Genomic DNA, 12,891 nt, shown 5'->3' with positions numbered 1-12,891 from the left:
CGGCCCGAACCGCCGGAACGCAAGGAAACGCGAGATGAGCGAAACCACCCACGAGACGGGCCTGCGGCTTGGCCCCAACCTTCCCGATCCCGACGGCTTCTATGCCGAACTGATCGCGCTGCACGAGGGGCTGTCGCGCGAGGAGAGCGAGGCGCTGAACGCCCGGCTGGTGCTGGTGCTGGCCAACCATATTGGCGACCGCGCGGTGCTGCGCGAGGCCTTCGCCGCTGCCAGACTGCAAGGCGCGCCAACGACTTGAGCCTTACCGCAGCGGCCGGCGGCTGAGGGGCCCGTGGCTGCTGCGACCCTGCCGAACGCGGACGGGGCGTTCCGTTTCAACGATGAAAACGGGAGTGCCCGCAATGACTGTCCAACCGGAGCTGAAGATCGACCGGATCCACCACGTCGCCTATCGCTGCAAGGACGCGAAGGAGACGGTGAACTGGTATGTCGACAACCTGAACATGGGCTTCGTGCTGGCCATCGCCGAGGACAAGGTGCCCTCGACCCATGAGCCGGACCCCTACATGCACGTGTTTCTCGACGCCGGCGCGGGCAACGTTCTCGCCTTCTTCGAACTGCCCACCAAGCCGGAGATGGGCAAGGACCCGAACACGCCGGTCTGGGTGCAGCACATCGCCTTCAAGGTGAAGGACCGCGACACGCTGGTCGCCTACAAGGAGCGACTGGAGGCAAACGGCATCGAGGTGCTCGGCGTCACCGATCACTCGATCTTCCATTCGATCTATTTCTTCGATCCGAACGGCCACCGTATCGAGCTGGCCTGCCCGGATCCGGCCGAGGAAAAGATGCTGGAGAAGCTCGACGCGGTGAAGTGGGAGATGCTCGAGGAGTGGTCGAAGACCAAGCGAGCGCCGCAGCATGCCGCCTGGCTGCATGCCAAGGAACTCGGCAAGGCCTGAGGATAACTCGGCTCTTTCTCCGGATCGCCGCCTTGCACGGCGGTCCGGTTTGACGGGCGCGCCGGGCGCCCTAACTGCTGGGTCTGGCGCAAGGTATCCCCCTTCGCCGGACCGACAGCGGACCGGATGATGCTCCACCTGTTCCCGTTTGCGACCTCCCGCGCGACAGGCCCGCGCCGCCGGCTTGTCCTCGCGCTCCTTGCCCTGCTGGCGTTGCCCGGCCCCGCCATCGAGGCGGCGCGGGCGAGCGGCGAGGCGGAGGCCTGGGCAGCGCTCTCTTCGAACCGCGGTGCCATCGCCGTGATGCGGCACGCGCTCGCTCCCGGCACCGGCGATCCCGCCGGTTTCCGGCTCGGCGACTGCAGCACCCAGCGCAATCTCGACGACCGCGGCCGGGCGCAGGCCCGGACCATCGGCGACGCCTTTCGCGAACGCGGCATCGCGGTCGACCAGATCCTGACCTCGCAGTGGTGCCGCGCGCGGGAAACAGCCGCGCTTCTCGGCCTCGGCGAAGTGCAGGAGATGCCGGACCTCAACTCCTTCTTCGCCGACAGGCGCGAAGCGGAAAGCCAGACGCAGCGCCTTGCGGCCGCGATCCGCGGCCTGCCGGACGGGACCGTCGCTGTCCTCGTGACCCATCAGGTCAACATAACGGCCCTGACCAGCGTTTATCCCTCGTCCGGCGAGATCATCGTCGGCCGGCCGGAGGGCGAGATGTTCACGGTGATCGGCCGCATTGCCCTTCCCGCCCCGGGCGGGGGATCATGACGAGGAGAACCCCATGAGCTTGAGCACCACGACCCGGCGCAGCCTGACTGCCGTCCTTTGCCTCGGCGTCGCCGCAACGCTTGCTATCCCCGCGCTCGCCCATCACGGCTGGCGCTGGACGACGGGGAAGAACATCGAGCTGACCGGCGTGATCCGCGAGGCGCGGCTCGGCAATCCGCATGGCGTGCTGACGGTCGATGCGGAGGGCGAAAGCTGGCAGGTCGAGGTCGGCCAACCCTGGCGCAACGAGCGCGCCGGGCTGAAGGACGCGGACCTTGCGCCCGGCGTCGAGGCGACCTTCATCGGCGAACCCTCGGCCAATATCGAGGACCGGTTGATGAAGGCGGAGCGGATCAGCATCTCCGGACGCAGCTACGACCTCTATCCCGGCCGGGACTAGGCGCGCCGCGATGCAGGGGCTGGTGGACCTGCTGGCGGGGCTGCCGCTGGCCGAGTGGATGCGGGTCTCGCGCTGGGGCTACGCCGGCGTCAATACGCTGCATGTGATTGGCCTGTCGCTGCTTTTCGGCGCAATCGTACCGCTCGACCTGCGGCTTCTGGGCCTGTGGCAGGGCCGTATCCCGCTGGCCGCGCTTGCCCGCGCGCTGGTGCCGGTTGCCGCCACGGGACTGGTGCTGGCGCTCGTCTCCGGCACGCTGCTGTTCCTCTCGGCGCCCGCCGACTACGCCGCGGCGCCGCTGTTCCTTGCAAAGATCGGCCTCGTCCTGCTGGGAGCGGGGTCGGCCCTCCTCGCCCACCGGGCCGCGGCAAAGGGTGCGGCGGGCGGCGACATGGCCGACCGGCTGGCACAGCTTTCGTCGGCCCGGCTGAGGCTTGCCGGGGCGCTGTCGCTGATCCTGTGGACCGCGGCGCTCGTCTGCGGGCGGATGCTCGCCTTCACCGGGGATTGATCCGGCCGGCGCCGGGCCGGCCGCGCCCGGAAATCCCCGCCGCCTCGAGGGAGCGCCGCAACTGACAATTGCCTTGAGCCCTGCCCTCGTGACACAGATGGTGCGTTGCGCCCGGACGGGGCAGGGGGACAGATGCAGGACGAGAAGAACGGCGCCCGCACGGGCGGACGAGGCCGCGCGGTCGGCCGGTGGCTGGGCGGGCTCGGCCTGCTGGTCGTGATCGCGCTGGCTGCAGCCTGGTGGCTGACCCTGCCGGACGAGCCGGGCGCGTTCTACACGCCGCCGCCGAGCCCGCCCGCCGAACCGGGCATCCTGCTGCACAGCGAAGCCTACGACACCGACATTCCGGCCGGGGCGAAGGGCTGGCGTATCCTCTATACCAGCCGCCTGGAAGACGGCTCGCCGACGGTCGCCAGCGCGATCGTCGTGCTGCCGGATATCCCCGCCCAAGGCCCGCGGCCGGTGATCGCCTGGGCCCATGGCACCACCGGCATCGCGCGGGGCTGCGCGCCCTCCCTGTCGCCGGCGCCCTTCGGCGGGACGCCGGGCATGGACGAGGTGGTCAAGCGCGGCTGGGCGATGGTCGCGACCGATTATGCGGGCATGGGCACGCCGGGCCATCACGCCTATCTGTTCGGACAGGTCGCCGCCTATTCGGTGCTCGATTCCGTCAATGCCGCCAGACAGATGGAGGACTGGCAGCTCGGCGAGCGCGTCGTCGTCTGGGGCCACTCCCAGGGCGGCCACGCGGCACTGTGGACCGGCATGCGCGCCGGAACGGACGCGCCGGAGCTGGAGATCGCCGGGGTCGCAGCGATGGCGCCCGCGACCGAGCTTGCCGCGATGATCGGCTACGGCGCCCGCAGCAGCTTCGGCGAAATCATCACGGCCTATCTCTACACCGCCTATCACCGGCTCTACCCGGAGATCGGCGAGGCCTATATCAGCCGCTTCCACGCGATGGTGGCCACGGACATATCCCGCCGCTGCATCCTCGACTGGCGCGCGGCCTGGTCGCTGGCGCTGACCCGGCTGCTGCCCGATGAGGGGCTGTTCCTGAAGCCGATTTCTGAAGGACCGTTCGGGGAACGGCTGGCGCAGAACGACCCGAACGGGGCCATCGACGCGCCGGTGCTGCTGGCGCAGGGACTGGCCGACGAGGTGATCGATCCGAAGCTGCAGGAGGGCTATGTCGGGCGGCGCTGCGCCGCCGGCCAGGCGATCGACTACCGGGAATATCCTGGCCTCACCCATGTCAGCCTGGTCGGTCCGGGCTCGGCCCTGACGCCGCAACTGCTGGCCTGGACCGAGGACCGTTTCGCGGGAAAACCTGCGTCAAGTACCTGTTCTCAAAGGTAAAACAGTTTCAGAAATTTTCGAGACGGATTTTGCGAAATTCCGTCTCAATTTCCCGAAATTTTGCGAGCGCCGTCTCAAACTCGCCGATCAGCCGGCGGCGGCGACCTTCACGGTGCGCACGCGTGCCGGAAGCGGGGGCAGGATCGCCGCCTTGAGCTCCAGCGAGGCGGGGTGGCGCAGCTCGGCCAAAACACTTGTCCCCGTCTCCTCGACGACTTTTCCCCGCTGCATGACGATGGTGCGGTCGGCGAAGCGTTCGACCAGCCGCAGGTCGTGGGTGACGAAGAGGCAGGCGATGCCGGAGGCCTGCTGAAGCCGCTTGAGCAGCGCCAGCGTCGCGGCCTGAAGGTGCAGGTCGAGATTGGAGACCGCCTCGTCGAGGACGACGAGGGCCGGCTCTGGCGCCAGCGCGCGGGCGATGCACACGCGCTGCAGCTGGCCGCCGCTGACCTGCGACGGCAGCATGGAGGCGAGCGAAGCCGGAAGCTCGACCATCTCCAGCAGCTCGTCGACCCGGCGGGCGCGGGCCGGAGCATCGAGCGAGGTCAGATACCGCAGCGGCTCAGAGATGATCGAGCGGATGTCGAAGCGGGGATTGACCGCGCCGGGCGCGTCCTGGAACACCATCTGCACCTCGCGGCGGAACCGGCGCAGGCCGGCCCGGTCGAGACGGTCCAGCGGCGTGCCGCGAAAGGCGACGGTGCCGCCGTCGGGCCGCTCCAGCCCGCAGAGCAGGCGCGCCAGCGTGCTCTTGCCGCAGCCGCTGCGGCCGAGCAGGGCGACGGTCTCGCCGGCCGCGACTGAAAGCGAGACGCCGTCCAGCGCCGTGCGGGCGGCGCCGGTCCCGACCAGCGAGACACTTCGATAGATCCGGGACACGCCGTCGGCGCGGATCAGCGTCATGGGGCAAGCTCCAGTCCGTAAAGGGCAAGATGCGCCGCAACCAGCATCCGGGTGACCGGATGGCGCGGCGCCTGAAACACCTCTTCGACCGGGGCGCATTCGACCAGGCGGCCCTGATCGAGCACCGCGACATCGTCGGCGAGGCGGGCGACGACGCCCATGTCGTGGGTGACGAGCAGGACGCCGAGGCCGCGCGCGGCAACCAGACGCTCCAGAAGCTCGAGGATGCGCATCTGCACCACGAGGTCGAGATCGGTGGTCGGCTCGTCGGCGAAGAGGAACGGCGCGTCGGCGAGGAGCGCCAGCGCGATCATCATCCGCTGCAGCATGCCGCCGCTCATCTCGAAGGCATGCAGCGGCAGGATGCGGGCGGGCTCGTCGAGCCCGGCCTCGGCCATCGCCGCCGTAATGCGGGCTTCGGCATCGGGACCGGACAGGCCCAGCGCGGCAAGCGTCTCCAGCGCATGATCGCGCATGGTGCGGACCGGATTGAAGGCGCTGCGCGGGTTCTGCAGGATCGTCGCGACCTGCCGGCCGCGCAGGGCTGCAGGCGCGCAGTCGGCACCATCGAGACGAGTGCGGCCGGACAGGGTCCGCGCGCCGGGCGGCAGGGTGCCGAGCGCGGCCATGCAGGTCATCGACTTGCCCGAGCCGCTGGCGCCGACCAGCGCCAGCACGCGGCCGCGCCGGACCTCCAGCGTCAGGTCGCGAACCAGGACGGGGCCGGTGCCGTCGCGGCCGGCAGCGACCGTCAGCCCCTCGATGGAGAGGAGGCCGGGGGCGGATGAGGGCGCGGGGGCGAGATTCAGTGACAATGGTCCGCCCTCAGATGCGGGTCGAGACGGTCGCGCAGCGCATCGCCCAGGATGTTGAACGCCATGACCGAGACGAAGAGGGCGAGGCCCGGCCAGAAGATCAGCAGCGGCGCGGTCCAGACGAACTGGCGCGCATCGCCGATCATCACGCCCCATTCGGCGGTCGGCGGCGCGACCCCGAGGCCGAGGAAGGAGAGGCCGGAGACATGCAGCATCATGTGGCCGATATCGAGCGTGGCGAGCACCAGGAGCTGCGACAAGGTGGCGGGCAGCAGGTGCGCGGCGAAGATGCGCAGCCGGCTGGCCCCGGCAAGGCGGGCGGCCAGCAGGTAGTCGCGATGGCGCAGCGACAGGACGATGCCGCGGACGATGCGCGCATACCAGGCCCAGTGCGACAGGGCGATGGCGATGACCACGTTGACGAGGCCGGTGCCGAGCATGCCGATCATGAACAGCGCCAGCACCAGGGTGGGGAAGGTGAGGAACACGTCGGTGACGCGCATGATCAGCTGATCCGTGCGCCCGCCGATGAAGCCGGAGGCGCCGCCGACGACGATGCCGAGCACGAGAATGAGTGCCAGCGTGACCGCGACGACGCCGAGCGAGACGCGCACGCCGGCGATCAGCCGCGAGAGGATGTCGCGGCCGAGATGATCGGTGCCGAGCCAGTGGACGGCATCGGCGCCCTGCAGGCGCGCCGTCAGGTCGATCGCGTCGGGGTCATGCGGCGAGATCCAGGGACCGGCCACGGCCGCGACCACCAGCAGGGCAACGACGGCAAGGGCAATACGCACCGGCCAGCGGCCCGAGAAGGGTGCGGAAAGCCGGGAGAGGAGCCGGCTGGTGGGGCGTGCAGGGGGGGCAGAGAGCGGCAGGTCGGTCATTCCACCCCCTCCGCCGACAGGCGGATGCGCGGGTCGGCCAGCGCATAGACGATGTCGACCACGAGATTGCACAGCATGAAGATCGCGACCATGGCCAGGGTGAAGCACTGGATCACCGGATAGTCGCGGTTGAGGATCGCCGAGACGGCGTAGCGGCCGACGCCGGGCCAGCCGAAGATGCTTTCAATGATCAGGGTGCCGCCGATCATCTCGCCGACATGCATGCCCATGGCGGTGATGACGGGCAGCCAGGCATTGCGCAGCACATGGGCGCGCTCGACCCGCCGCTCGGGCAGGCCGCGCAGCCGCGCATAGCGCACATGCGGCTGGCCGGCAGCCTCCAGCATGCTGGCGCGCAGCAGCCGGGCGTTGATGGCAAGCGACATGAACGAGATGGCGAGCGCCGGCATCACCAGATGGGCGAGCCCGCCGCGCCCCATCGCCGGCAGCCAGCCGAGATGGACCGAGAACAGCAGCACCAGCAGGAAGCCGAGCCAGAAATTCGGCATCGACACGCCGACGAAGGCGATGAGCCGCACCAGATGGTCCGGCCAGCGCTCGCGGTAGCGGGCCGCCCAGATGCCGAGCGGCACCGACAGGCCGATGGTGAGCGCCAGCGCGACGCCGGCCAGCTGCAGCGTTGCCGGCAGGAAGTGCAGCAGGTCCGGCAGAACCGGGCGCTGGGTGGCATAGGAGGTGCCGAAATCGAGCCGCACCGCCCTGCCGAGCCAGTCGAGATACTGGGTCATGATCGGCCGGTCGAGGCCGAGCATCATCCGCGCGTCCTCCAGCGCCTGCGGCGTCGGCGGCACCTTGGACAGGCGCAGATAGTCCATCGCCGGATCGCTCGGCCCCAGCCGCAGCATCAGGAAGATGACCAGCGAGGCGCCGAGCAGCATCGGCACCAGGAGGAGAACGCGGCGGAGAATGAAACCGGCCATCGGATCAGTCCGCCGCCGGGATCAGGCGGTCGAAGGGGATCTCGCTCGACATGGCGCCGAAGGGCACCGGGCCGACTGAGCGGCGCGCCACCGCGATGGCGGTGACATAGGTCAGCGGCAGGTAGACCGCCTGATCGTGCAGGCGGGTGAGGAGATCGCGGTAGATCTGCTGCCGCGCCGTCTCGTCGGTGCTGACCAGCGCCCGACCGATCATCGCGTCGATCTCGGCCTTGTCGGCAAGGCCCAGCTGGGCCTGATAATCGGCATGGGAGGGCAGGCGCATGGAGCTGACAAAGGCATGCGGATCGTAGGGCGCGCCCCAGGTGCGGTTGAAGATCATGCCGAAGCGGCCGTCGCGCTGGCGGGCATAGATGCTGCTCTCCTCCTCGCCGGTGAGCAGGACCTCGATGCCGACGCGGCGCAGGTCCGCCTGGACGATCTCGGCCATCGACTTGGCCACCGCATCCGTGCCGACGAAGCAGAGCTCGATGCTGAGCCGCGCGCCGTCCTTCTCGCGAATGCCGCCGTCGGTCGCCGCCGTCCAGCCGGCCTCTTCCAGCAGGCGCCGCGCCTCGTCGAGATCGTACGTGTAGGGCGCAAGGCCGATATCGGCATAGGGCACATTGGGCGCGAACAGCGTGTCGGCGCGGCGCTGGGTGCCGTAGAGCACGGTTGCGATCATCGTGTCCTTGTCGACCGCGTGATTGATCGCCCGGCGCACGGCAAGATCGCGCGTCGCGCCGCGATTGGTGTTGAGCGCCAGGACCCGGCTTTCCAGCGGCTCCGACAGGGCGGCGGTGATGCCGGCCGCCTCGCCCATGGCACGAAACCGCTCGAACGTGTCGGGCGAAATCGGCCCGTCGGTGCCGTAGATCAGGTCGATCTCGCCGGTCTCGAAGGCGATGGCGCGGGTGTTGGGATCCGGGATGACCTTGACGGTGACCGAGGCATAGGCGGGCTTTTTGCCCCAATAGGCCTCGTTGCGGGTGAAGACGTCGCGCTCGCCGAGCGAGCTCTCGCTCAGTAGCCAGGGGCCGGTGCCGACGGGAGCGGCGATACCGTCCTTGGTGCCGCCGTCGACGAATTGCGAGGGCGCGATGAAGCGGAACGGCCGGGGCAGCGCCAGTTCCTGCAGCACCGGGTAATAGGCGTCCTTGAGGGTGAGCCGCAAAAGATGCGGGCCGGCGACCTCGGCCGAGACGATCTGGTTGGCGAGTTCCAGCCAGGCATGGCGGGGCCGGTTGGCGAGGATCGCGTCGAAATTCGCCTTGGCGGCGGCGGCATCGAAGGGCTCGCCGTTGGAAAAGGTCACGTCCTGGCGCAGCGCGAAAGTATAGACGCGCCCGCCCTCCGACACCTCCCAGGAGGCGGCGAGCCAGGGCCCGACCGTGCCGTCGGCGCGGTAGCGCACCAGCGGCTCGTAGACCATGGCCTGCGCGAACATCTGGTTCGGCGAATAGAGATGCGGATTGAGCGGCCCGACATTGAGCGGCCAGGAAAAGGCGAGATCCGGACCCTGCGCGGCGGCAGGCGCCGACGAGACGGAAACCAGGCTCGAGGGGAGAATCAGGCAGGCAAGGAGAGCGGAGCGGGCAAGGACGCGCGCTACGCCGCGGAAAACCTCGAACATCGGTCGCTTTCAGGGCAGGAGGATCACAGTATGAGTTATTTCAATAACATCATACTGCCCTGTGCGGTCAAGGCTTCAGCGGCTCGTCTTTCGGCCCATCGCCCTCGTGATGGGGATGATCGTGCCCGTGATGATGATCGTGGTCGTGCGAATGCGGGTGGCCGCGCACCAGCAGCGTCTCGCCGGGGGCGGCGGGAAAGACATGCAGGCTGCCGTGGCGCACGCCGCGCTGGCTGGTCACGCTGTCGGCGAAGCGGCGCAGATCGCCGGCGGTGCCGGCCAGGATCGACACTTCCAGGCAGTTCTCGGCGCTGACATGCACATGGGTGGTGGCGACCGACAGCGCGTGATGGGCGTGGTGGTTGTCGGTCAGCCGGTTGGGCAGGTCGCGGATGCCGTGGTCGTAGACATAGGTGAGCGCGCCGTAACAGGGGCGGTCGTTGTCCAGCTCCCCGTCCGGGCCGATCGCCTCGCGGGCCAGCGCCTCGCGCGCCATGTCGCGGAAGATCTCAGACCGGCTGGCATAGCCGCGCTTCTCGCTGAGGGCATCGATCTGCCGCAACAAATCCCCGTCGACCGTGATCGTGATACGTTCCATGAAACCTTGTCCGTTCCGCCAAGCGGCGCGACCATAGCAGAAGCGAACGGGCGATGCTGCCCCGCGAAGGCGTCAGCAAACGACCTGTCTGCGACAGCACTGCGACGCCGCGCTGCCTCGACGGAGCCGCCGGCGCGCGCAATGATGCCACCAGCCACGCGCGAGGAGGCGAAAGCCGCCCCTCGCGCCAGCCAGGGGGTGCATGTGGAGAAGAGTGCGAGCGACCGTTTCAAGACGGCGATCCTGATCCTTGCGGTCGGCGGACTGGCCGGGGGCCTCGCCCTTTATGCCGCGGGCCGGGACGACATCGCCCGGATCGTCTGGTTCGCCGGCGTGGTGCCGGCACTCGCCGCGCTGGTCGTCGAGATCGCGCGCAGCATCGGGCGCGGCGAGGTCGGCCTCGACATCGTCGCGGCGCTGTCGATGAGCACAGCGCTCGCCTTCGGCGAAACGCTGGCGGCGGCCGTGGTCGCGGTGATGTATTCGGGCGGCACCTTCCTGGAGAGCTTTGCCGAAGGGCGGGCGCGGCGCGAGATGCACGACCTGCTGTCGCGGGTGCCGCGCACGGCGACGCGCTATCGCGGCGGCGCGCTGGAGGATGTGCCGCTCGATGAGATCCGGCCCGGCGACCGGCTGCTGATCCGGCAGGGCGACGTGGTGCCGGTCGACGGCACGCTGGCTTCCGAAACCGCCTTCCTCGACACTTCGGCGCTGACCGGGGAATCCCTGCCGCAGCGCCTGTCGCAGGGCCATGAGGCGATGAGCGGGGCGACCAATGCGGGCGAGGCGTTCGACATGACCGCCGCCCGCCGCGCGGCGGAAAGCACCTATGCCGGCATCGTCCGGCTGGTGGAGGAGGCGCAACGCTCCAAGGCGCCGATGTCGCGGCTCGCCGACCGCTGGTCGCTGGGCTTTCTGGCGGTGACGCTGGTCATCGCGCTGGGCGCCTGGTGGGCGACGGGCGACCCGATCCGCGCCGTCGCGGTGCTGGTGGTGGCAACACCCTGCCCGCTGATCCTCGCCGTGCCGGTGGCGCTGGTCGCCGGCCTGTCGCGGGCGGCGCATTTCGGCGTGCTGATCAAGGGCGCCGGACCGCTGGAGACCATGGCGCGCATCCGCACGCTGATCCTCGACAAGACCGGCACGCTGACCGACGGGCGGCCGCAGATCGTCGCCATCGACGCCGAGGATGGCCTGGGCGAAGCGGAGCTGCTGCGCCTTGCCGCCTCGCTGGACCAGGCCTCGAAACACCCGGTCGCCCAGGCCATCGTCGCCGCCGCGCGCGAGCGGGGCCTTGCGCTCGAAGTGCCCCAGCAAGTGGCGGAGCGGGCCGGCGAAGGGGTGATCGGGCAGGTGGCCGGGCGCGCGGTGATCGTCGGCGGCCACGGTTTCGTTACGGGTGAGGTCGCAGGTGAGGGCGCGGGTGAAGGCGCGGAGAAGACGCGCGGCGCGCTCCCCGAGGCCGCCGCCGGGGCGGTGGTCGTCGCGGTGGCGGTGGACGGGCGGCTGGCCGGGCATCTGGTGATGTCGGACCCCTTGCGCGAGGGCGTCGGCGGGATGCTGGACGGGCTGCGGCGCGGCGGCATCGAGCGGATCCTGCTGGCGACCGGCGACCGGGCGGACGTCGCCGAGCGGGTGACGGAGGGTCTCGGCCTCGACGGGCTGCGCGCCGGGCTGTCGCCGGACCAGAAGGTGCTGCTGGTCTTGAGCGAACACAAGCACGGCCCGGTGATGATGGTGGGCGACGGCGTCAACGACGCGCCGGCGCTGGCGGCGGCCGATGTGGGCGTTGCCATGGGCGCGCGCGGGGCGGCGGCCTCGGCCGAGGCGGCGGATGTGGTGCTGCTGGTCGACCGGATCGAGAGGCTCGGCGCCGGCATGGAGATCGCCCGCGCCGCGCGGCGGATCGCGCTGGAAAGCGTCGTCGCCGGCATCGGCCTGTCGGTGCTGGGCATGATCGCCGCCGCCTTCGGCTACCTGACGCCGGTGCAGGGCGCCCTGCTGCAGGAGGCGATCGACGTCGCGGTGATCCTCAACGCCCTGCGGGCCCTTCGCATTCGGCCGGAGTGAGGGTCGCCGATTAACCAACCCCGCCAGACAAAAAGGAAGGAGCGTGAGGCATTTCTTTTATGCCATGCGGCAGAGACTTTGCGCTCGTGGACGATCGGATCTAAGGACGAAACTCGCCGCCGACGTCGTAATGGCCGACAACAGGCCTTGCGAGGTCGACCAGCTCTCGGGTGAAGGCGGCGGCTGGATCAACCGTCATGTGCTTACTTCGTAGAAATTATTTTCGCCACGAGGACAGTTCTCCCGAAGAAGATATGCACAACGACGCAATGAAGGCTCATCAGTGCCATAGCTTTCTTCAGAGCGTCCGCATCTATCGCAGATGACTTCCACACCTTCGACGGTTCCATGATCCCCGTCGAGGTCTACATAGTTGGTTTTCGTAGTTACGCGAGGCATATTTATTCTCCCATCTTCTTCCCACATGACAACAATTTCCAAGAAAATTATCGGATTCAAACAAAAAACGAATACAGGATAATCAGTCGCCGCAAGTCTTCGCTTCTGCCCGCCACGGAAAACGCGCGCTCCGCTCAGACCTGACTTCCTTCGATTTAAACGACGGCGGCTCCAATAAAAACGAGGATCCGCGCTTTCTATATGTATATATATATTATTAGAATGTAACGCATGCTACAATTACACATTAGAAGCTCACGAAAAAGATACAAGTCGAGGGCGTAGATATGAGCGAATTTTGGTTAGGGCTCGTTGGAGTGGCTGTTGGTGCTACTATTCAATTTGGACTCGACCAACTGCGCCGACACCTCGAAAATAAACAGCAAAAGGGAATTGACGAAAGGCGAAAAGCCCTGCTCAGGACAGCGCTTGAGAATCCGCCACTCGGCAAAGAATGGCGATCCATTCAGACGCTTTCACGCATTGTCGGCGCCAACTACGAGACCACCACTCGCCTGCTCATCGAGCTCGGAGCACGAGGGTCGGAAGGCGAGAATGATGTTTGGGCACTCGCAAGTAGGAAGCCATTAGGTTCGCAAAATAAATAGCGTCTACTTCGCTGCGCAATTTGATGCGAGTTTACCTTCGCCACGCATCCTGTAAGGAAGCACGGCGTCGTCAAAAGTAGCT

Annotated in this window: 14 protein-coding genes; 8 read left to right on the top strand and 6 right to left on the bottom strand. The window is 68.2% G+C overall.

The window, feature by feature from the left end; all coding sequences use genetic code 11:
* Positions 1–34: 34 nt before the first annotated feature.
* The 6 genes from BBX35_RS21960 to BBX35_RS21935 all read left to right on the top strand — a co-directional run bounded on the left by BBX35_RS21960 (position 35) and on the right by BBX35_RS21935 (position 3,961).
* Positions 35–259 (top strand): DUF2783 domain-containing protein, encoded by a 225-nt coding sequence (locus tag BBX35_RS21960; protein ID WP_067224578.1) that lies wholly within the window; start codon positions 35–37, stop codon positions 257–259.
* A gap of 121 nt (positions 260–380) precedes the next feature.
* Positions 381–923 carry a VOC family protein gene (locus tag BBX35_RS21955; RefSeq protein WP_067224842.1) on the top strand — a complete coding sequence of 181 codons (543 nt, stop codon included), beginning with the start codon at positions 381–383 and terminating at the stop codon, positions 921–923.
* A gap of 129 nt (positions 924–1,052) precedes the next feature.
* Positions 1,053–1,691 carry a histidine phosphatase family protein gene (locus BBX35_RS21950; protein WP_067224840.1) on the top strand — a complete coding sequence of 213 codons (639 nt, stop codon included), beginning with the start codon at positions 1,053–1,055 and terminating at the stop codon, positions 1,689–1,691.
* Positions 1,692–1,704: 13 nt separating this feature from the next.
* The gene (locus BBX35_RS21945; protein WP_067224577.1) at positions 1,705–2,091 is read left to right on the top strand and encodes a DUF6152 family protein; all 387 of its coding nucleotides are present in this window, start codon (positions 1,705–1,707) and stop codon (positions 2,089–2,091) included.
* Positions 2,092–2,101: 10 nt separating this feature from the next.
* On the top strand, positions 2,102–2,602 hold the full coding sequence (locus BBX35_RS21940) for a hypothetical protein (protein WP_067224575.1): 501 nt from the start codon (positions 2,102–2,104) through the stop codon (positions 2,600–2,602).
* A gap of 132 nt (positions 2,603–2,734) precedes the next feature.
* Entirely contained in the window at positions 2,735–3,961 is a 1,227-nt protein-coding gene (locus tag BBX35_RS21935) for a lipase family protein (protein ID WP_067224573.1), read from the top strand.
* An 87-nt stretch (positions 3,962–4,048) separates the two neighbouring features.
* On the opposite strand, the gene nikE is transcribed toward BBX35_RS21935, so the two are convergent.
* From nikE to nikR, 6 genes are all read right to left on the bottom strand, one after another.
* Positions 4,049–4,864, bottom strand: coding sequence for a nickel import ATP-binding protein NikE (gene nikE / locus BBX35_RS21930; protein ID WP_067224572.1), 816 nt, complete (start codon positions 4,862–4,864; stop codon positions 4,049–4,051).
* Positions 4,861–5,673, bottom strand: a complete 813-nt coding sequence (gene nikD / locus BBX35_RS21925) for a nickel import ATP-binding protein NikD (protein WP_088946146.1) — start codon at positions 5,671–5,673, stop codon at positions 4,861–4,863. Before nikD ends, nikE begins: the two co-directional genes overlap by 4 nt.
* Positions 5,670–6,563, bottom strand: a complete 894-nt coding sequence (gene nikC / locus BBX35_RS21920) for a nickel ABC transporter permease subunit NikC (protein ID WP_067224570.1) — start codon at positions 6,561–6,563, stop codon at positions 5,670–5,672. Before nikC ends, nikD begins: the two co-directional genes overlap by 4 nt.
* Positions 6,560–7,504 carry a nickel ABC transporter permease subunit NikB gene (gene nikB, locus BBX35_RS21915; RefSeq protein ID WP_067224568.1) on the bottom strand — a complete coding sequence of 315 codons (945 nt, stop codon included), beginning with the start codon at positions 7,502–7,504 and terminating at the stop codon, positions 6,560–6,562. The genes nikC and nikB overlap by 4 nt, the downstream gene beginning before the upstream one ends.
* Positions 7,505–7,508: 4 nt before the next feature.
* A complete protein-coding gene (gene nikA / locus BBX35_RS21910) occupies positions 7,509–9,134 on the bottom strand; it encodes a nickel ABC transporter substrate-binding protein (RefSeq protein ID WP_067224566.1) in 1,626 nt (541 codons plus the stop codon).
* Between the two features lie 67 nt (positions 9,135–9,201).
* Positions 9,202–9,732: a nickel-responsive transcriptional regulator NikR gene (gene nikR, locus BBX35_RS21905; RefSeq protein ID WP_067224565.1), complete on the bottom strand. Its 531-nt coding sequence runs from the start codon at positions 9,730–9,732 to the stop codon at positions 9,202–9,204.
* Positions 9,733–9,876: 144 nt separating this feature from the next.
* Here nikR and BBX35_RS21900 point away from each other — a divergent pair, with 144 nt between their 5' ends.
* Positions 9,877–11,802, top strand: a complete 1,926-nt coding sequence (locus BBX35_RS21900) for a heavy metal translocating P-type ATPase (protein ID WP_208979920.1) — start codon at positions 9,877–9,879, stop codon at positions 11,800–11,802.
* 686 nt (positions 11,803–12,488) lie between these two features.
* On the top strand, positions 12,489–12,809 hold the full coding sequence (locus tag BBX35_RS23500) for a hypothetical protein (RefSeq protein WP_141687905.1): 321 nt from the start codon (positions 12,489–12,491) through the stop codon (positions 12,807–12,809).
* The last annotated feature ends 82 nt before the right edge of the window (positions 12,810–12,891 follow it).

Source organism: Stappia indica, assembly GCF_001696535.1.
GTDB classification, from domain to species: Bacteria; Pseudomonadota; Alphaproteobacteria; order Rhizobiales; family Stappiaceae; genus Stappia; species Stappia indica.
This window is presented reverse-complemented; position numbering and strand designations above follow the sequence as displayed.